Source organism: Bradyrhizobium sp. 35, from assembly GCF_023073215.1.
Lineage (GTDB): Bacteria > Pseudomonadota > Alphaproteobacteria > Rhizobiales > Xanthobacteraceae > Bradyrhizobium > Bradyrhizobium canariense_D.
Window position 1 is genome coordinate 212,846 of the sequence record NZ_JADPJC010000050.1, and the last position, 19,431, is coordinate 232,276.

18 protein-coding genes and 1 pseudogene are annotated in these 19,431 nt (G+C 64.9%); 13 read left to right on the forward strand and 6 right to left on the reverse strand.

Annotation, left to right across the window (positions count from 1 at the left end; genetic code table 11):
• Positions 1 to 49 precede the first annotated feature (49 nt).
• On the forward strand, positions 50 to 736 hold the full coding sequence (locus tag IVB36_RS09180) for a hypothetical protein (protein WP_247391303.1): 687 nt from the start codon (positions 50 to 52) through the stop codon (positions 734 to 736).
• 26 nt (positions 737 to 762) lie between these two features.
• The gene (locus IVB36_RS09185; protein WP_247391304.1) at positions 763 to 960 is read left to right on the forward strand and encodes a hypothetical protein; all 198 of its coding nucleotides are present in this window, start codon (positions 763 to 765) and stop codon (positions 958 to 960) included.
• Here IVB36_RS09185 and IVB36_RS09190 read toward each other — a convergent pair.
• From IVB36_RS09190 to IVB36_RS09200, 3 genes are all read right to left on the reverse strand, one after another.
• The gene (locus tag IVB36_RS09190) at positions 957 to 2,252 is read right to left on the reverse strand and encodes an MFS transporter (RefSeq protein WP_247391305.1); all 1,296 of its coding nucleotides are present in this window, start codon (positions 2,250 to 2,252) and stop codon (positions 957 to 959) included. The two genes, IVB36_RS09185 and IVB36_RS09190, sit on opposite strands and share 4 nt — an antisense overlap.
• A gap of 106 nt (positions 2,253 to 2,358) precedes the next feature.
• Positions 2,359 to 3,555 (reverse strand): acetyl-CoA C-acyltransferase, encoded by a 1,197-nt coding sequence (locus IVB36_RS09195; protein ID WP_247391306.1) that lies wholly within the window; start codon positions 3,553 to 3,555, stop codon positions 2,359 to 2,361.
• 142 nt (positions 3,556 to 3,697) lie between these two features.
• The gene (locus IVB36_RS09200; protein ID WP_018459221.1) at positions 3,698 to 4,468 is read right to left on the reverse strand and encodes an enoyl-CoA hydratase; all 771 of its coding nucleotides are present in this window, start codon (positions 4,466 to 4,468) and stop codon (positions 3,698 to 3,700) included.
• Between the two features lie 151 nt (positions 4,469 to 4,619).
• Between IVB36_RS09200 and IVB36_RS09205 the strand changes: the two genes are divergently transcribed.
• Together IVB36_RS09205 and IVB36_RS09210 are read left to right on the forward strand one after the other, a co-directional pair.
• Complete coding sequence (locus IVB36_RS09205; protein WP_018459220.1) at positions 4,620 to 5,159, forward strand: PaaI family thioesterase; 540 nt, start codon at positions 4,620 to 4,622, stop codon at positions 5,157 to 5,159.
• A 59-nt stretch (positions 5,160 to 5,218) separates the two neighbouring features.
• Positions 5,219 to 5,839 carry a TetR/AcrR family transcriptional regulator gene (locus IVB36_RS09210; RefSeq protein WP_018459219.1) on the forward strand — a complete coding sequence of 207 codons (621 nt, stop codon included), beginning with the start codon at positions 5,219 to 5,221 and terminating at the stop codon, positions 5,837 to 5,839.
• A 3-nt stretch (positions 5,840 to 5,842) separates the two neighbouring features.
• Here the strand turns inward: IVB36_RS09210 and IVB36_RS09215 are convergent, their stop codons facing one another.
• Positions 5,843 to 6,751, reverse strand: coding sequence for a LysR family transcriptional regulator (locus IVB36_RS09215; protein ID WP_018459218.1), 909 nt, complete (start codon positions 6,749 to 6,751; stop codon positions 5,843 to 5,845).
• 101 nt (positions 6,752 to 6,852) lie between these two features.
• Here IVB36_RS09215 and IVB36_RS09220 point away from each other — a divergent pair, with 101 nt between their 5' ends.
• The 8 genes and pseudogenes from IVB36_RS09220 to IVB36_RS09255 all read left to right on the forward strand — a co-directional run bounded on the left by IVB36_RS09220 (position 6,853) and on the right by IVB36_RS09255 (position 16,077).
• The gene (locus IVB36_RS09220) at positions 6,853 to 8,349 is read left to right on the forward strand and encodes a CoA-acylating methylmalonate-semialdehyde dehydrogenase (protein ID WP_018459217.1); all 1,497 of its coding nucleotides are present in this window, start codon (positions 6,853 to 6,855) and stop codon (positions 8,347 to 8,349) included.
• Between the two features lie 24 nt (positions 8,350 to 8,373).
• Entirely contained in the window at positions 8,374 to 9,519 is a 1,146-nt protein-coding gene (locus IVB36_RS09225; RefSeq protein WP_247391307.1) for an isobutyryl-CoA dehydrogenase, read from the forward strand.
• Positions 9,516 to 10,583: an enoyl-CoA hydratase/isomerase family protein gene (locus tag IVB36_RS09230; protein ID WP_247297537.1), complete on the forward strand. Its 1,068-nt coding sequence runs from the start codon at positions 9,516 to 9,518 to the stop codon at positions 10,581 to 10,583. Before IVB36_RS09225 ends, IVB36_RS09230 begins: the two co-directional genes overlap by 4 nt.
• A gap of 13 nt (positions 10,584 to 10,596) precedes the next feature.
• Positions 10,597 to 11,502, forward strand: a pseudogene (gene mmsB, locus IVB36_RS09235) (3-hydroxyisobutyrate dehydrogenase); the annotation flags it as partial.
• Entirely contained in the window at positions 11,502 to 13,220 is a 1,719-nt protein-coding gene (locus IVB36_RS09240; protein ID WP_247391309.1) for an AMP-binding protein, read from the forward strand. The pseudogene mmsB and the gene IVB36_RS09240, both read left to right, overlap by 1 nt.
• Positions 13,221 to 13,700 carry a MaoC family dehydratase gene (locus IVB36_RS09245; RefSeq protein WP_247297535.1) on the forward strand — a complete coding sequence of 160 codons (480 nt, stop codon included), beginning with the start codon at positions 13,221 to 13,223 and terminating at the stop codon, positions 13,698 to 13,700.
• Positions 13,701 to 13,936: 236 nt separating this feature from the next.
• Positions 13,937 to 14,854 carry an SDR family NAD(P)-dependent oxidoreductase gene (locus IVB36_RS09250; protein WP_247391310.1) on the forward strand — a complete coding sequence of 306 codons (918 nt, stop codon included), beginning with the start codon at positions 13,937 to 13,939 and terminating at the stop codon, positions 14,852 to 14,854.
• Positions 14,851 to 16,077, forward strand: a complete 1,227-nt coding sequence (locus IVB36_RS09255; RefSeq protein ID WP_256466579.1) for a TIGR03862 family flavoprotein — start codon at positions 14,851 to 14,853, stop codon at positions 16,075 to 16,077. The genes IVB36_RS09250 and IVB36_RS09255 overlap by 4 nt, the downstream gene beginning before the upstream one ends.
• Positions 16,078 to 16,086: 9 nt before the next feature.
• Here IVB36_RS09255 and IVB36_RS09260 read toward each other — a convergent pair whose 3' ends face one another.
• Complete coding sequence (locus IVB36_RS09260) at positions 16,087 to 17,304, reverse strand: MFS transporter (RefSeq protein WP_247391313.1); 1,218 nt, start codon at positions 17,302 to 17,304, stop codon at positions 16,087 to 16,089.
• Positions 17,305 to 17,395: 91 nt separating this feature from the next.
• On the opposite strand from IVB36_RS09260, the gene IVB36_RS09265 reads away from it, so the two are divergent.
• Positions 17,396 to 18,298: a LysR family transcriptional regulator gene (locus IVB36_RS09265; RefSeq protein ID WP_247391315.1), complete on the forward strand. Its 903-nt coding sequence runs from the start codon at positions 17,396 to 17,398 to the stop codon at positions 18,296 to 18,298.
• On the opposite strand, the gene IVB36_RS09270 is transcribed toward IVB36_RS09265, so the two are convergent.
• Positions 18,299 to 19,378 (reverse strand): alanine racemase, encoded by a 1,080-nt coding sequence (locus IVB36_RS09270; RefSeq protein WP_085353048.1) that lies wholly within the window; start codon positions 19,376 to 19,378, stop codon positions 18,299 to 18,301.
• Between the last annotated feature and the right edge of the window lie 53 nt (positions 19,379 to 19,431).

A 19,431-nucleotide genomic window follows, 5' to 3' on the forward strand; every position in this document is an offset into this window, starting at 1 on the left:
ACGCGTTCGTTCTCTGCGAGTTATCTATCTCCGCCGCTACGTCTGGGCTATGAGGACTGCAGAAATCGGCCTGCAAATGAAGCCACTTTTGGCCGTTCTTTTAGCCGATTTCAGCCAAACTGTTATTGGTTTCTCATTGCCGGGGCAGGGATCTTCAATTTGGAGCCCTGCAATGTTCAAGGCGGTTCTTTCTGCGTGTCTCTTGGTTGCCCTCAGCTCCGTCGCTTCCGAAGCACGGACTTATCGCATTCATCAAGTACCTGAATGCAACGTCACGATGCCCTGCGACTTCTCATATGCGCAACCGCGCCGTGAGCGGGCTTCCCGGTCCCCACTGAATCCCAGGTCCTCGCTACAAGCCTATCGCGCGACGCAATTGACAGTGACCGACGCGGGCGGCGCCCCGACGACGAGCATCTCCAGCGCCCGCATCGTCGGCAGTCGTCCGGCAGGGTGTCCTTCCTCCTTCTGCGGCTGCGGCGCGGCTCTGCGCGTGTTCGGCCGTTTCGTGCCGGAATTGAATCTTGCGGCCAATTGGCTGCGCTTCCCGCGGACATCACCCGCACCGGGAATGGTCGCAGCGCGACGTGGACATGTATTCGTCCTCGAGCAGCATTTGGAAGGGGACATCTGGATGGCGTACGATGCCAACTCGGGCGGACACGCGACGCGAATGCATGCGCGTTCATTGCGTGGCTATACGATCGTCAACCCGCGCGGGGGGTCCCTCGCCTGAGCGGCCAGCCGACATAATTGCGACACATGAACATCCGCAAGGCGTCTGTTGACGGTTACGGCAGGTTCGCCTTGCTGATTTTCGATCTGCGACGGCTGGTCGCGCTTTATTTTCAGGTACGTCTTCCGCAATCGAGCGGCACCCCGAACCCGGACGACCCGCCTCGTGTCGGGCGGATCGGTGACGCCGCATTTTACGGCGTCACCGGCACCATCAGATACTAAGCCATCGCCGCTTGCGGCTTCGGCTTCGGTTGTCGCGACAGCGTCAGCACGATCAGCGAGGCGAACACGCAGAGCGCGCCGGCGATGAAGAAGGCGGGCAGGTAGCTCTGATAGACCGTCCGCGAGAGACCGGCGCCGAAGGCAGCGGTGCCCGCGCCGAGCTGGTGGCCTGCAAAGATCCAGCCGAACACCAGATTGGCGCGCTCAGGTCCGAATTTCTGCGCGGTCAGGCGCACCGTGGGCGGCACAGTTGCAATCCAGTCGAGCCCGTAGAACATCGCGAAGATCGAGAGCCCATAGAACGAGAAATCGCTGAAGGGGAGGAAGATCAGCGAGAGCCCGCGCAGGCCGTAATACCAGAACAGCAAATAGCGGTTCTCGTAGCGGTCCGAAAGCCATCCCGACATGATGGTGCCGAAGAAGTCGAAGATGCCCATTGCAGCCAGCAAGCCCGCGGCCTGCACCTGCGGGATGCCGAAATCGAGGCACATCGGAATCAGATGCACCTGCACGAGGCCGTTGGTGGATGCGCCGCAGACGAAGAACGTCGCAAACAGGACCCAGAACGCGCCGCTCTTCGAGGCGTCGCGCAGCGTGCCGAGTGCGACGCCGGTGATCGAGCCATGGCTGACGGGCGGCGCGGGCAGGGGTGTGGTGCCCTCGTCGCCGAAAGGGCGCAGGCCCAAATCGCTCGGACGGTCGCGCATCGCGAGCAGGACCGCGAGGGCGGAAACACCAAGCGCGATGCAGACGAAGCCGAGCGCGAGCCGCCAGCCGAAACGTTCGGTGAGGCTTGCCAGCAGCGGCAGGAACACGAGCTGACCGGTGGCGACGCTCGCGGTCATGATGCCGACGACGAGGCCGCGCCGTGCCGCGAACCAGCGCGTCGCGATGGTAGCGCCCAGCACCAGCGCGGTCATGCCGGTGCCGATCCCGATCACGACGCCCCACAGCGCGACGAGCTGCCAGACCTCTGTCATGCCGAGCGAGAGCACCAGCGCCGAGACCACGATGAGCTGCGCGGTCAGCGTGACATTGCGCAGGCCGTAGCGGTTGAGCAGGGCTGCCGCGAACGGCGCCATCAGCCCGAACAGGATGAAGCGAATCGACAACGCCGACGAGATCTCCGCCGTGCTCCAGCCGAATTCCTTCTGAAGCGGAACAATGAACACGCCGGGCGCGCCGACCGTGCCGGCGCTGATCAGCGCGGTGAGGAAGGTCACGCCGACCATCACCCAGCCGTAGTGGATATTGCGGCGGCCGAGTGTTGCCGCGAGCCAGTTCGAGATCATTGGGCCTCAATCTTGATGGGCAGGCGAGAGCCTGCGCAAGTTTTCAGAATGGCACGGGGCGCGTCTGTCGGAAATGACAGAGTTCCCTCATTTCCGGACGTTCACGTCAGTGCGTCAGGCGCTCTACCGCGATCGCAGTAGCTTCGCCGCCGCCGATGCAGAGCGCGGCGACGCCACGCTTGAGGTTTCGCGCCTCGAGCGCATGCAGCAGCGTCACGATCAGCCGTGCGCCGGTGGCGCCGATGGGATGGCCGAGCGCGCAGGCGCCGCCGTTGATGTTGAGCTTGTCGCGGTGAATGCCGAGATCGCGCTGGGCCGCCATCGCCACCACGGCGAAGGCTTCGTTGATCTCGAACAGATCGACATCGCCGGCATTCCAGCCGACTTTGTCCAAGAGCTTGCGGATCGCCGGGATCGGGGCCGTAGTGAACCATTGCGGCTCCTGGCTGTGGGTGGTGTGGCCTTTGATCACGGCGAGAGCCGGCAGGCCGCTGCGATCGGCGAGCGAGCGCTTCGTCAGCACCAGCGCAGCGGCGCCGTCGGCGTTGGCGGAGGAGGCCGCCGGCGTGATGGTGCCGTTGGCGCGGAACGCCGGCTTCAGCCCGGGGATCTTTGCGGGATCGACCTTGAGCGGATGTTCGTCATTGGCGACGATGCGGGGGCCGGCCTTCTCACTCAGCGTGATCGGCGCGATCTCGGCCTTGAACGCACCGCCCTCGACCGCCTTGCGTGCGCGGCTGAGCGTTTCCATCGCAAAGGCGTCCTGGTCCTTGCGGGTGAACTGATAGGCTTCTGCGGTGGCCTCGCCGAAATCGCCCATGGAGCGGCCGGTCTCGTAGGCGTCTTCGAGGCCGTCCATCATCATATGGTCGATGATGCGATCATGGCCGGCGCGATAGCCGCCACGCGCCTTGGCGAGCAGATACGGCGCGTTGCTCATGCTTTCCATGCCGCCGGAGACGACGATCTCGGCCGAGCCGGCGCAAATGATGTCGTGCGCCAGCATGGTCGCTTTCATGCCGGAGCCGCAGACCTTGTTGACAGTAGTCGCGCCGGTGGCATCGGGTAGGCCGGCGGCCCGCGCCGCCTGGCGCGCGGGGGCCTGGCCCTGGCCGGCGGGAAGGACGCAGCCCATGAAAACCTCGTCGATTTTCTCCGGCGCAAGCTTGGCACGCTCCAGTGCCGCGCCGATCACGTGCGATCCGAGCTTGTGCGCGGCCAGCGGCGAAAGCTCGCCCATGAAGCGGCCGAGCGGTGTCCGGACGGCGGAGACGATGACGACGGGATCGGCGGCTTCGGCCATGGGTGAGACTCCGTGAGATGCCAACTATGTAAGATTACGGTCATCATATGATGCGGCGCAAAAAATGCAACTGCGCGGGGCATGAGAAATTGTCGTAGGTCGGATGAGATTTGCTCGTTCGATCGGACGAGGTGGAGAGCGCCTACCGCTTCCGATTCACAAACGCGCCCATCAGCCGCGTCGGCTCGTCCGTCAGGAACGACTCGCCGAAGACTTTGACGCTCAAATTTACCGACTCGGTCAGCGGCAGCTCCTCCCATTGCCGCAGCAATGCCTTCTGCGACCGCAGCGCCTCGGGGCCGCATTCGAGCAGGGCCTTCACGAGGTGCTCGACCTCGGCATCGAGCCCACCCTCCGGCGCGACCTTGTCGACCAACCCCCAGGCCAGCGCCGTCGGCGCGTCGATGTTCTCAGCGGTCATCACCAGCCAGCGCGCGCGGGCCCACCCGATCAGGCGCGGCAGCAGCGCGGCATGGATCACCGAGGGAATGCCGACCCGCACCTCCGGCATGCCGAAATGCGCATCACGGGCGGCGATCCGGAAATCGCAGGCCGCGGCGACTTCGAGCCCGCCGCCGAGGCACCAGCCGGGCATGCGCGCGATCATAGGGGCCGGGAAGGCGCGCACGGCCTCGCAGAGGTCGCGCAGGCGGCTGATGAAGGCCTCGGCGGACTTCTGGTCGAGCTTGGCCATCTCCTTGATGTCGGCGCCGCCGATCATGCTCTTCTCGCTCTGGCCGCGCAGCACCACGACCCGGATGCTGCGGTCGGACGAGAGCTGCTGCAGGCCTTCGCGCACCGCATCGGTGACGGGCGAGCTCAAAATGTTCAGCGAGCCGGCATTGCAGATCGCGACATGAACGACGCCGCGCGCATCGCGCGTCACGCCGCAGTGGTTGTTGAGCATTTCCATGAGAGGATCTCTGAGCTTCGTAGACGTGCGAATACGCCGGTCAGGTCACACTTCCGGGCCGAAACGCATTGCTTGTCAAGCCGGCGGGGAGGGAGTTGCCAGCGCTAAGTCCGCAGCATAGTATGATGAAAATCATACAAAAGAGGCCGCGATGACCGACATCGATCAACTCGACCTGTTTTCGCCTGCGGGCCGGCGGGAGCGGGTGGTTGAATGGCAGGTGCCTGCGCCGGTTGCGAAAGTGGCGATGGGCCTGTCAGGCATGGATGCGATGCTGGGCATCCGCGACGGAAGGCTGCCGCCGCCACCCTTTGCCAAGCTGATCGGCTTCATCATGGCCGTGGTCGAGCCGGGCCGGATCGTCATGGAACTCGAGCCGCGCGAGGATCTCGAAAACACCATAGGCCTCCTGCACGGGGCCACAGCCGCCGCGCTGCTCGACACCGCCATGGGGTGTGCGATCTCGACCCGGCTGGAGCCCGGGCAGGGCTCCGTCACCCTCGATCTGAAAATGACCTTCCTGCGTCCGCTCTCGGTCCGGTCCGGGTTGATCTCCGCCGAAGGCAAGGTGATCAAGCTGGGACGCCAGACCAGCTACGCCGAGGGATTTGTCCGCGACGGTAAGGGGGCGCTTGCGGTGCACGCAACGGCGACCTTTTCCATGATCGGCAACAATTTTACCGGGAATTAATGCGCCGTCCGGCCGATATCCGTGTTATTAGATGACCCCCGACATCCAATGAGATCCGCATGCGCTATTCCCGGGAACACAAGCAGGAAACCCACGACCGCATCGTGAAGAAGGCTTCCGTGCGGCTGCGCGAAAAGGGCGCCCACGGCATCGGTGTCGCCGACCTCATGAAGGAAGCGGGCCTGACCCATGGCGGCTTCTACGCCCATTTCGATTCCCGCGAGGCGCTGGTGATCGAGGCGTTTGGCTACGCTATGGATCGCTCGATGGAGCACTGGCGCAAGCAATCCGATCAGGTCACGCCGGAGAAGCAGCTCAGTCAGATCGTTGAGACCTATCTCTCCGCGGTGCATCGCGACAACCCCGGTCACGGCTGCTCGATCCCCGCGCTCGGCGCCGAGATCGCCCGAGAGAGCCCGAAGACGCGAAAGGCCTTTGCCGGCAAGCTCGACGAGATGATCGAGATGATCACGGACTTCATCCCGAATCTGCCGCGCAAGGCCGCGCGCAAGCAGGCGATCGCGACGCTGGCGACCATGGCCGGCACCATGTTGCTCGCGCGCATTGCCGGCTCGAGCGAGCTGTCGGATGAGGTGCTGAAGACGGGCAAGGACAGCGCGCTGGACGGCGCGCGGCGTGAGCCGAAGGCTGCGGCGGCGAAAAAGGCGAAGCAGAGCTAGGCTTCAGAGCCCCGCAAACAACGCCCGCTCGCGCTCCACAATCTCGGAAATATAATCCGCCACCGCGCGGATGCGTGCGAGGTCCTTGCTGTCGGCGTGCATCAGCATCCAGAAGGTGCGGGTGATCGAGACCTCTTCCGCCAGCACCGCAATCAGCTGCGGATAGTCGGCCGCCATGAAGTGCGGCAGCACCGCAATACCGAAGCCGGCGAGCGTGGCGTTGAGTTGTGCGATCAGATTGGCGCTGCGCAAGCGCGCGGAGATCTTCGGCGAGACCTGCGGCAGATAGTCGAGCTCGGGCGTGAACAAGAGCTCCTCGATATAGCCGACGAATCGATGCTGCGGCAGGACCTCGCGCGAGGTGATTTTCGGGAAGCGGTCGAGATAGGCGGGCGCGGCATAGAGTCCGAGCCGGTAGTCGAGCAGCTTGCGGCCGACGATGCGGCCTTCCTTCGGCATGGTCAGGCTGATGGCGATATCGGCCTCGCGCTTGGAGAGGCTGAACAGCCGCGCGGTGGCCACCAGTTGCAGGTCGAGATCGGGATACCGGTCCGCGAACGGCGCCAGTCGCGGCGCCAGGAAGGCGGTGCCAAAACCGTCCGGCGCGCCGATCCGCACCGTGCCGGTCAGCCGCGCCACGGAGCCACCGACCTGCTCCTGGTTGGCGACGATGGTCGATTCCATCGCTTCCGCGCTGTCGGCGACGCGCTGGCCGGCCTCTGTCAGCAGGTAGCCGGTCTTGCGCCGGTCAAACAGCTTGGCCGAGAGATGCTTCTCCAGCCGGTCGACGCGGCGGATCACGGTGGCATGGTCGACGCCGAGCTGTTTTGCCGCAGCCGAAACCGAGCCGCCCCGCACGATGGCCAGCACGAACCGGAAGTCGTCCCAGTCGATAGCGCCTTGATCCAGCATTTTCGCACATCTATGGTGCATTATCTCAGACTTGAATCCTATAAAATGCAGGTCGATAGGATTTGTCAAAGCGTTCAAGCTCGCCTCAAGGAGACCATTCCATGCGTTCAGTCGGACATTTCATTGGTGGCAAGGAGGTCAAGGGCACCTCGGGCCGCACCGCCGACGTTTTCGAGCCGATGACCGGTGACGTTCAGGCCAAGGTGGCGCTGGCGTCCAAGGCCGAGGTTCGCGCCGCCGTGGAAAACGCCCGCGCCGCGCAGCCGGAATGGGCCGCGACCAACCCGCAGCGCCGCGCTCGCGTCATGATGAAGTTCGTCGAGCTGGTGCAGCGCGACTACGACAAGCTGGCCGAACTGCTTGCCCGCGAGCATGGCAAGACCGTTCCTGACGCCAAGGGTGACATCCAGCGCGGCCTCGAGGTCGCGGAGTTCGCCTGCGGCATTCCGCATCTGATGAAGGGCGAGTACACCGAAGGCGCCGGCCCCGGCATCGACATCTATTCGATGCGCCAGGCGCTCGGCGTCGTCGCCGGCATCACGCCGTTCAATTTCCCGGCGATGATTCCGATGTGGAAGTTCGCTCCTGCGATTGCCTGCGGCAACGCCTTCATCCTGAAGCCGTCGGAGCGCGATCCCGGCGTGCCGATGATGCTTGCCGAACTGATGATCGAGGCGGGCCTGCCGTCCGGCATCCTCAATGTCGTCAACGGCGACAAGGAAGCGGTCGACGCCATCCTCGACGATCCCGACATCAAGGCCGTCGGCTTCGTCGGCTCCACCCCGATCGCGCAATACATCTACGAGCGCGCCGCCCAGACCGGCAAGCGCTGCCAATGTTTTGGCGGCGCCAAGAACCACGCCATCATCATGCCGGATGCCGACATGGACCAGGCAGTCGACGCACTGATCGGCGCCGGCTACGGTTCGGCCGGCGAACGCTGCATGGCCGTGTCAGTCGCGGTTCCGGTCGGCAAGGCCACTGCCGACCGCCTGATGGAAAAGCTGGTCCCGCGCGTCGAGAGTCTCAAGATCGGCACCTCGATCGATCCCTCCGCCGATTACGGTCCGCTGGTGACGCGCGAGGCGGTCGAGAAGGTCAAGGGCTATATCGACATCGGCATCAAGGAAGGCGCGACGCTCGCCGTCGACGGCCGCGGCTTCAAGATGCAGGGCTACGAGAACGGCTTCTATCTCGGCGGTTCGCTGTTCGACAACGTCACCAAGGACATGCGGATCTACAAGGAAGAGATTTTTGGCCCCGTGCTCTCGGTCGTGCGCGCGCACGATTACAAGGAAGCGCTGGCGCTGCCGTCGGAGCATGATTACGGCAACGGCGTTGCGATCTTCACCCGCGACGGCGACGCCGCGCGCGACTTCGCGGCCAAGGTCAACGTCGGCATGGTCGGGATCAACGTGCCGATCCCGGTGCCGATTGCGTATTACACCTTCGGCGGCTGGAAGAAGTCGGGCTTCGGCGATCTCAACCAGCACGGCCCGGATTCGGTCCGCTTCTACACCAAGACCAAGACGGTGACCTCGCGCTGGCCGTCCGGCGTCAAGGAAGGCGCGGAGTTCTCGATCCCGCTGATGAAGTAACCGTCGTTGGAGCGAAGCTAACAGATGCAGTTCGCTCTGAACGAGGATCAGATCGCGGTTCGCGACATGGCGTTGGCGTTTGCGGCGGAAAAGATCGCGCCGCACGCGCTGCGCTGGGACGAGGAGAAGCATTTTCCCGTCGAGGTGATGCGCGAGGCCGCCACGCTCGGCATGGGCGGCATCTACATCCGCGAGGATGTGGGTGGCTCCGCCATGACACGGTTCGACGCGGCGCTGATCTTCGAAGCGCTGGCGACGGGCTGTCCGACCACCTCGGCCTTCATCTCCATCCACAATATGGCGTCGTGGATGATCGATGCCTACGGCAGCGACACCCAGCGCCACAAATGGCTGCCCAAGCTCTGCACCATGGAGCTGATCGCGAGCTACTGCCTGACCGAGCCCGGCGCCGGCTCGGACGCGGCAGCGCTCCGCACCCGTGCCGTGCGCGACGGCGATCATTACGTTCTCAACGGCCAGAAGCAGTTCATCTCCGGCGCCGGCGGGACCGATCTCCTGGTCGCGATGGTGCGCACCGGCGGCGATGGCCCCGGCGGCATCTCGACGCTGGTCATCGACGCCAACACACCGGGCGTCTCGTTCGGCGCCAACGAGCGCAAGATGGGCTGGAACGCGCAGCCGACCCGCGCCGTGATCTTCGAGAACGCCCGCGTGCCGGTCGCCAACCGGCTGAGCGAGGAGGGCGTCGGTTTCAAGATCGCGATGGCAGGCCTCGACGGCGGGCGTCTCAACATCACAGCGTGCTCACTAGGCGGCGCGCAGACCGCGCTCGACAAGGCGCGTTCCTACATGAAAGAGCGCAAGGCTTTTGGAAAACGCCTCGACGAATTCCAGGCATTGCAGTTCCGTCTCGCCGACATGGCGATCGAGCTCGAGGCCGCGCGTACGTTCCTGTGGCGCGCAGCGGCGGCGCTAGACCGCAAGGATCCCGACGCCACGATGCTCTGCGCGATGGCCAAACGCTTTGGCACCGATGCCGGCTTCGAGGTCGCCAACCAGGCGCTTCAGCTGCACGGCGGCTACGGCTATCTCAGCGAATACGGCATCGAGAAGATCGTGCGCGATTTGCGCGTGCACCAGATTCTCGAAGGCACCAACGAAATCATGCGGCTGATCGTGGCGCGCAAATTGATCGAGGGCGCCCGATGAGTGGAGCGGAGGAGGGCGATCTGGTCGCATGGGTCGAAGGCTCGGCCGGATTTATCAGGCTCAACCGCCCCAAGGCGATCAATGCCGTGACGCTGGAGATGTTTCGCGACATCGACAAGGCGCTCGACCGTTTTGAGGCCGATCCCGCCGTTGCCGTGATCGTGCTGGAAGGTGCCGGCGAGCGTGGCTTGTGTGCCGGCGGCGACATCCGTGCGCTCTGGGAAAGTTCGAAGGTCAATGGTGACCTCGGCAAGATCCTGTGGCGGGAAGAGTACATCCTCAACGCCCGGATCAAGAAATTCCCGAAACCTTATGTCGCCTTCATGGACGGCATTGTGATGGGCGGCGGCGTCGGACTCTCGGCGCATGCGAGCCATCGAATCGTGACTGACCGTACGAGGCTTGCGATGCCCGAGGTCGGGCTCGGTTTCTTTCCCGACGTCGGCGGCACTTGGCTGTTGTCACGCTCGCCGGTCGAGATCGGCACTTATTTCGGCCTGACCGGCCAGACCATGAACGGCCCCGATGCGATCCATGCCAGGTTTGCCGACGCGGTGGTACCGGCGGCCAAATGGCCCGAGTTGCGCGACGCGCTGACCAAAGTTCGCCAGGGCGTCACCGCGGCCGATGTCAGCAAGCTCATCAACGGTTTTGCGACCGGGGAGATCGCGGGGCCGGTCGCCGCAAAGGAGCCGGCGATCGACGCACTGTTCGGCTTCGACCGCATGCAAGACATTTTTGCCGCGCTCAAGCGCGACGGTTCCGAGTTCGCGCTGGCGACGTTGAAGACGCTCAACGAAAAATCGCCGCGCGGCATGGTGGTGACGCTCAAGCTGCTGCGGCTCGCGCGCACCGCGTCGAGCCTGGAAGAATGCCTGGTGCGCGAATATCGGGCTGCGCTGGAAGTCTTCCGCAGCGACGACTTTCGCGAAGGCGTGCGCGCCGCCGTGATCGACAAGGACCGCAATCCGACCTGGTCGCCGTCGCGAATCGAGGACGTCACGCCGGACATGCTTGCGCACTATCTCGCCGAGATCGGCGCCGACGAATTGAAGTTCAACTAACAACGTCTTTCAAGCGGAGGAAACCAAGATGGCCACGATCGCATTCATCGGTCTCGGCAACATGGGCGGCCCCATGGCCGCCAATCTGGTCAAGGCCGGCCACAAGGTCGTCGCTTTCGACCTCGCCGAGGCCTCCCGCAACCAGGCCAAGGCCGACGGTGCCGGCATCGCAGAGAGCGCTGCGGGCGCCGTGAAAGGTGCCGATGTGGTCGTCACCATGCTGCCGGCCGGCAAGCATGTGCTCGGCGTGTGGGGCGAGGTCGTTCCCGCGATGACCAAGGGCGCGTTGATCATCGACTCCTCCACCATAGACGTCGAGAGCGCGCGGCAGGCGCATGCGCTCGCGGCCAAGCACGGCGTGCTTTCGGTCGACGCGCCGGTGTCCGGCGGCACCGGCGGAGCCAAGGGTGCGACGCTCACCTTCATGTGCGGCGGCGAGGACAACGCGTTTGCAGCGGCAAAGCCCGTGCTGGAGAACATGGGCAAGAAGATCGTGCATTGCGGCGGTGCCGGCGCGGGCCAGGCGGCAAAAATCTGCAACAACATGATCCTCGGCATTTCCATGATCGCCGTGAGTGAGGCGTTCGCGCTGGCCGAGAAGCTCGGGCTCTCGCACCAGGCGCTGTTCGACGTCGCCTCGACCTCGTCGGGCCAGTGCTGGTCGCTGACGACCTATTGTCCGGTGCCCGGGCCGGTGCCGACCTCGCCCGCCAACAACGACTACAAGCCGGGCTTTGCCTCGGCACTGATGGTGAAGGATCTGACACTGGCGCAGGACGCCGCCAAGGCCGCCGGCGCGGCGACGCCGCTCGGCAAGCATGCGCAGGAAATCTATCAGGCCTTTGACGCAGCCGGCCAGGGCGGGGTGGATTTTTCCGGAATTATCGAGCACGTTAGGGGGCTGGCCGGGAAAGCCTAATGACGACATTTCAGGAAGCGCGCGCGTTTCTGCTTCACAACCGCACGGACTATGAGACAGCGGTCAAGGGCTTCCGCTGGCCGGATCCGGTTCCCTTCAACTGGGCGCTCGACTGGTTCGATGCCGAGCTAGCGGCGAATGCGGACAGCAAGGATCGTCCTGCGCTCTGGATCGTCGATGCCGCGCAGGATCGGCAGACCAAGCTCTCGTTCGGGGCGTTGTCGCGCCGCTCCAACCAGGTCGCCAACTTCCTCCGCGCGCAAGGCTTGAAGCGCGGCGATCATCTCCTGCTGCTGCTCGGCAATGTCGTTCCGCTGTGGGAGACGATGCTGGCCGCGATCAAGCTCGGCGTCGTCGTGATTCCCGCGACGACGCTGCTCACCGCCGACGAGCTGCGCGACCGGCTCGATCGCGGCAAGGCAAAGGCGGTGGTGGCCGCGCAGGACCAGGTTGCGAAGTTCGCAAGTCTTGGCGCCGATGATATCGTCCGCATCGTCGTGGGCGAGGCCTCCGATGGCTGGCTTTCCTATGATGACGCCGCAAGGGCGTCGGAGAGCTTTGCAGCCGACGGCCCGACCAACGCTGACGACCCGATGCTGCTCTATTTCACCTCGGGCACCACGGCAAAGCCGAAGCTGGTGCGGCACAGCCAGCGCAGTTATCCCGTCGGCCATCTCTCGACCATGTATTGGATCGGGTTGAAGCCCGGCGACGTCCATCTCAACATCTCCTCGCCCGGTTGGGCCAAGCACGCCTGGAGCTGTTTCTTTGCGCCGTGGAATGCGGGCGCGACCGTCTTTGTGGTCAACCAGCCGCGCTTCGACGCCAAGGGGCTGCTTGCCACCATTGGCCGCTGCGGCGTCACCACGCTGTGCGCGCCGCCGACGGTGTGGCGGCTGTTCATCCAGGAGAATCTTGCGTCGTTCAAGGTGGCCTTGCGCGAGGTCTGCGGCGCCGGCGAGCCCCTCAATCCTGAAGTGATCGACCAGGTGCAGGCCGCCTGGGGCCTCACCATCCGCGACGGGTACGGCCAGACCGAAACCACGGCGCTGGCCGGCAACTCGCCGGGGCAAAAGATCAAGGTCGGCTCGATGGGCCGGCCGCTGCCGGGCTATCGCGTGCAGGTCAGCGACGCCGATGGTCATCCGGCCAAAGAGGGCGAGGTGGCTCTAGTGCTCGGCGAAAACCGCCCCGCCGGCCTGATGCAGGGCTATCAGGGCGACGACGGTGGGCTGTCCGGCGCCGAAGGCGAGCTTTATCGCAGCGGTGACGTCGTGTTCGAGGATGACGATGGCTATCTCACTTTCGTCGGCCGCTCCGACGACGTATTCAAATCCTCCGACTATCGCATCAGCCCGTTCGAACTCGAGAGCGTGTTGCTCGAGCACGAGCTCGTCGCGGAAGCTGCCGTGGTGCCGAGCCCGGACCCGATCCGGCTCGCGATCCCCAAGGCCTATGTGCTGCTGACATCCGGTGCGGAGCGTTCGCCGGAGACGGCGCTCTCCATCTTCAGGCATCTGCACACGCGCCTTGCACCGTTCAAGCGCATCCGGCGCCTCGAGATCGTCACGGAGCTGCCGAAGACGATCTCGGGAAAGATCCGCCGCGTTCAGCTGAGACGGCTGGAGCGTGACGACGACCGCAATGATGCCCTGCGCGGCCGGGAATTCCGCGAAGAGGACTTTCCGGAGCTGCCGAAAACACGGAGTGAGACCTAAGTGAACGAAGTCTGGAAGAAGCCGCCGATTTCCTTGGACGCCTATCAGGCCATGGTCGGCAAGGAGATCGGCGTGTCGTCGTGGCACCTGGTCGATCAGCCCCGCATCGACACCTATGCCGACGTGATCGAGGATCACCAGTTCATTCACGTCGACCCGGAGCGTGCGAAGAAGGAGACGGCGTTCGGCACCACCATCGCGCACGGCTTCCTGACGATGTCGCTGCTGTCGATTATGTCCTACGAGGTGATGCCCGTTATCGCGGGCACCACGATGGGGGTCAATTACGGTTTTGACAAGCTGCGTTTCATCTCGCCGGTGCGCTCGGGCAAGCGCGTTCGGGGCCGTTTCGTGCTGGCGGAAGCCAAGCTGCGCAAGCCGAATGAATTGCAGTCGCGCACCAACGTCACCGTGGAAATCGAAGGCGAGGACAAGCCCGCGCTGGTCGCGGACTGGCTCGGGTTGATCTATTTCGCCTGAGTGGGCCGTCGCTGCCGGGCTTGACCCGGCAGCCCATCGCTGCTCAAAAGTTGTCCAAATCGGTGCGCTCGAACCCTCTCCCTCGCGAGAGAGGGTGGCGAAATCGAGCGGAGCGAGATGAAGCCGGGTGAGGGGTATCTCTCCACACGCTCATCTGCCGAGACAGATCCCTCATCCGGCGCTTCGCGCCACCTTCTCCCACAAGGGGAGAAGGGAAGACAGCACAAGGAAGCACAATGGCAATCAGGTTCGACGGACGCGTCGCCATCATCACCGGCGCGGGCAATGGTTTGGGGCGCGCGCATGCGCTGGGATTGGCAAGCCGCGGCGCGAAAGTCGTGGTCAACGATTTCGGCGGCGCGCGCGACGGCAGCGGCGGCTCGCTGTCGCCGGCGGAGACCGTTGTCGAGGAGATCCGCAAGGCGGGCGGCACCGCCATGGCCGACGGCGCCGACGTCTCGAATTTCGAGCAGGTCACCGCGATGGTCGAGCGCGCCACCAAGGAGTGGGGCAGCGTGGACCTCTTGTGTGCCAATGCCGGCATTTTGCGCGACAAGTCGTTCGGCAAGATGGAAGCGGCCGATTTCCAGAAGGTGCTCGACGTGCACCTCGTCGGCACCTTCTATTGCTGCAAGGCGGCCTGGGCCGGCATGCGCGATCGCAACTATGGCCGCATCGTCCTGACGACGTCGTCCTCCGGCCTCTACGGCAATTTCGGCCAGGCCAATTACGGAGCGGCCAAGTCCGGCATGGTCGGCCTGATGAACGTGCTGGCGGAAGAAGGCCGCAAGAGCGACATCCGCGTCAACATCATCTCGCCGACGGCAGCGACCCGCATGACGGAAGAGCTGCTGCCGCCGCAGGCGCTGCAGTTGATGAAGCCGAACGCGATCACGCCCGCGGTCGAGTACATGCTGAGCGAGGACGCGCCGACCCGCACCATCATGGGCGCCGGCGCCGGCTCGTTCGCGGTGATCAAGATCGTCGAGAGCGAAGGCATCAACCTGCCGGAGTCCGAGTGGACCCCGGATGCGGTCGCGGCGCATTTCGCCGAGATCAGCGACATGTCAAAGGCGAAGGCGCTGCAGGGAGCTTTCGAGCAGACGCAGAAATACGTGGCGCAAGCCGCTGCGCGCGCCGGGGTAAAACTCTGACAGCGGTCGCCGTCATCGGCGCCGGCCCTGCCGGTCTGATGGCGGCCGAAGTGCTCGTGCAGGGTGGTGCTCGCGTCACCGTCTACGATTCGATGCCGTCCGCTGGCCGCAAATTCCTGATGGCCGGCCGCGGCGGGCTCAATCTCACCCACAGCGAACCGCTGCCTCAGTTCATCACGCGCTACCGCGAGGCGGCGCAGAGGTTGCAGGCTGCGATCGAAGCGTTTCCGCCTGACGCGCTGCGCGCCTGGAGCGAGGCGCTGGGCGAGCCGACTTTTGTCGGCTCCAGCGGGCGTGTGTTTCCGAAGGCCTTCAAGGCCTCGCCCTTGCTGCGGGCCTGGCTGCGGCGCCTCGATGCCGCCGGCGTGCGCTTTGCCTTTCGCCAGCGCTGGATGGGCTGGGACGGGGACGGACGGCTGGTCTTTGACACACCCGGCAGCGGCGCTGCCATCGCCGCGGACGCCACGGTGCTGGCACTCGGCGGCGCCAGCTGGCCGCGATTAGGCTCCGATGGCGGCTGGACGACGATCCTGGCCGACAAAGGCGTTGCGATCTCGCCGCTGCGGCCGGCGAACTGTGGCTTCACCGTCGATTGGTCCGAAATCTTCCGCACGCGCTTCGAGGGCCAACCGCTCAAGGGTATCACGCTGTCCTTCGGCCCACACCGCGCCCGCGGCGAGGCCACGATCACAAGCGGCGGGATCGAGGGCGGGGCGATCTATGCGTTGTCGGCCGAGCTGCGCGAGGCGATCGCAGCGAACGGCGCAGCGGTCCTTCACGTCGCGTTGCGGCCGGATGTCGATCATGGCGAACTCGTCAAGCGCCTGTCCGCCTCGCGCGGCAAGCAATCCTTCTCCAACTTCCTGCGCAAGGCTGCGCAGCTGTCGCCGGTCGCGGGCGGGCTGTTGCAGGAAGTCGCCATCGGTGCCGGCCAGTCGTTGTCGGCGATGTCGGCTGAACAATTGGCGGAGCTCATCAACGCCGTGCCGATCAAGCTCATAGGCGTCGCGCCGATCGCGCGCGCGATCTCCAGCGCCGGCGGGATTTCCTTCGATGAACTCGACTCGGACTTCATGATCCGCAAGCTGCCGGGCGTGTTCGCGGCCGGTGAGATGCTGGACTGGGAGGCGCCGACCGGTGGCTATTTGCTCCAGGCCTCGTTCGCGACGGGAGCTGCGGCGGGCAGGGGTGTGTTGCGACGGCTCGTCCAACTGTCGTCCTGACCATCCGCATCATGACGTCCCGGTCCGGGTTGCGAGATCCGTGAGGAGACCGAGCACGCCGAAGCTTGCCGCCACCGCGCAGACCATCGTCCAGCCGCCAAAACTCCAGGCCAGCGATGCCGCCGCCGCGCCGATGCCACCGCCAATGAAGAACAGCGCGACGAACAGGCCGTTCATGCGACCGCGGGCCTCGGGGCGCAACAGGTTGATGGCGCGGCGGCCCAGCGTCTGATCGGTGGTGATGCCGACGTCGAGCAGGATCGTGCCGAGGCTCAGTACCAGCAGACCGGTGATCTGGGATTCAAGCACGCTCGCCCAGGCACAGAGCGCAAGCGAGCCGATGATGAGCAGATGGGCGGCAAAGAACATCGGCCGCGCCCGGCCCTTGTCGCCCCAGCGTCCCGCGATCGGTGTCGCCGCGGCGCCCGCCACACCGATCAGTGCAAAAGCGGCAACTCCCTTGGCATCAAGATCGAACGGCGCCTCCGGCAGCCGTAGCGCGACCGCCGACCAGAACGCCGTGAAGGAAGCCATGACAAGCGATGCCGTCCAGGCCCGCACGCGCAGCACCGGCTCTTCGCGCAGCAGTCTTGGGAAGGACAAAAGCAATTCGGCGTAGCTCACGCGTCCAGTCGGATGAAGAGTTGGAAGGTAACGGGCGAGTGCGCCGGCAAGCAGGGCCATCAGAGCGGCCGAGACGACGTAGTATGCACGCCAGCTCCAGAGATCTGCAATCAGGCTCGCCGCAGGTCGCGACAACAGGATGCCGATCATCAATCCGCCCATCACCTCGCCGATGGCCTGGCCGCGGCGATCCGGTGCCACCATGGATGCGACCAGCGGAACCATCATCTGGATCGCCGCGCCGCAGGCGCCGAGGATGAAGGTGGCGAGCAGCAGGAGCGAGGGCGTCGGCGCGAGCGCCGTCGCGAGAGCGGCGAGGATCGCGCAGCCGAGTGTGCGGAGGATGACAAGCCGGTTCTCGACCAGATCGACCAGAGGTACGAGCAGCAGCAGGCCGAGTGCGTAGCCCAGCAAGGTCAGCGTGCTGATCAGCCCCGCCTGCCACGCCGGCATGGACATTGACCGGCCGATCAGGCCGAGCAGGATCTGCGGCGCGAACAGATTGGTGACGACGACACCGGCGGTGATCGCGCCGAGCCAGATCAGGGGCCCCTCGGCGAGCTGGTTTAGGGACGCGGGCCTGGCGGTTTCGGAGATAGTCATGGGACCTCGCAGCTGTGGCGCGGGACCCTTTAAGCGGAGCGAGCAATATGCTACAATTCAAATAAGCCGATAAAGAATATGCGGGTTTGTTATGAATACCCATGAGCTCGTCGCTTTCGTCGCCGTAGTCGAGACCGGATCGATTGTCGCAGCTTCGGCGCGTCTCAATCTCACCCAGCCTGGCGTGACCCGACGCATCCAGAATCTCGAGGAGATGTTGGGGGCGCAGCTTCTGGATCGGCTCTCGAAGCCCCTGAAGCCGACGGCAGCGGGGCATGAGGCCTACGAGCAGGGCAGGCGCCTGCTCAGGATGCTGGACGACCTCAAGTCGGGCGTTGCCAGCGACGGAATGGTCCGCGGCGAGTTCAGGCTCGGCCTGACGCCGTTTCTCTCGGAAGCGGGCTTGACCGCACCACTCGATGCGGTGCGCGCCGAATTTCCCGCGCTGGCGGTGCGGGTGGTCTCCGGTTGGTCGCCGAACCAGCTCGAGCGTGTCTGCCGCAACGAGCTCGATGCAGCCGCGATTTGTCTCCCCGACGGTGCAGTGCCGCCCGCCGATCTGGCGGCCGACGATCTCGGCGCGCAGCCCGTCGTCTTCGTCGTCGCACGCGAGATGAAGATCCCGCGCACCGTCGACCTGGAACGGCTGTCCCAACTGTCGTGGGTGATCAACCAGGACGGCTGTGGATTTCGCGATACGCTGAAGCGAAAATTCGATGCCTCGCATCTTCCGTTCAACATCGCCGTCGAGGCGCTGGACAGTGAGCTCCGCCTGTCGCTGGTGTCGCGCGGCCTCGGCGTCGGGCTGGTCACCCCGATCGCCCTCAAGCGCAGCGCATTTCGCGACAGGCTCAAGCCGGTCGCTGCGCGCGACTTCAAACCCGCCGTGCGCGCATGGGTGGTGCATCGCGCCCCCGCCGGTCGGCTGGAGCGGCCGATCAAACTCTTTCGCGATGGATTGGTCCGGGAACTCGAGGCACTGATCGGGGGCTAGCTATCGCAGCTTCCCCCGTGCCGCCACCGGCAGCGTGCCGATGATCTCCTCGCCGCGCACCATCACCACTTCGTCCATCATGTTGACGACGACGCAGACATGATTTGGCACGACCCGCACGACGTCGCCGACGTTAGGCCGGGTGTTGCTGCGGGAGAGGTCGAGGAAGCCGTGCTCCTCGGCGAAGCGTGCGATCTTCGCTTCGGGGTGCTCCAGGATGAGGCCGTGGCCGTCGAGGCCGCCGGTGTCCGTCGTCAGAGTCTTTGAGCCGGCGTCCAGAATCCCGCGCTCAGGCGCGGCGCGGCTGACCACGGTCGAATAGATGTGCAGCGCGCAGTCGTCCCAGGTGGCGACGCCGGCCGCGACCTGCATGCGGTCGTTATAGATGTAGGTGCCGAAGCGATGCTCGGTGCCGCCCTTGAGCTTGCCGAGGTTCTTCAGGTTCGGCGTCCCGCCGGTCGAGACGATTTTTGCATCCAGCCCGTGTGCGCGCACGCCGGCCAGAGCTTCGTCATAGAATTTTTGGGCGTCCGCCCAACCAGTCTCGGTCGGATACAGCATGAAGCCGGCGAATTGCAGGCCCTTGGATGCGGCAATCTCCTGCGCCAGTGCAATCGCCTCGGCGGGCGTCTCGACGCCGGCGCGCTGGCGGCCGGTATCGCATTCGACCACGACCGATAGCGGTCGACCTGAGGCTGCGGCGGCCTTGGGCAGGCCGGCGACGACGGTCGAATTGTCAGCGGCGACCGTCATGTTGGCCTTCGCCTGCAGCGCCCCTAACCGCGCCATCTTCTCTTCGCCGAGCAGGTTGTAGCTGATCAGGATATCGTCGATGCCGGCATTGACCATGATCTCGGCTTCACCGAGCTTCTGGCACGTGATGCCCTTGGCACCGGCCGCGATCTGCATCTTCGCGATGGTGGGGTTCTTGTGCGTCTTGACGTGGGGACGGTTGGCGATCCCGGCGTCGTCGCAAGCCTTCTGAATCCGCGCGATGTTGCGCTCTACCTTGTCCATGTCGATAACGGCGCAGGGCGTGCCGTATTCGCGGGCGATCTTGGCGGCAAGGGTCGTTGTCATGGAAGTCTCTGAGTTGGCGCGCATCCCGTTTGCAAAAGCGGTGCCCACTTTTG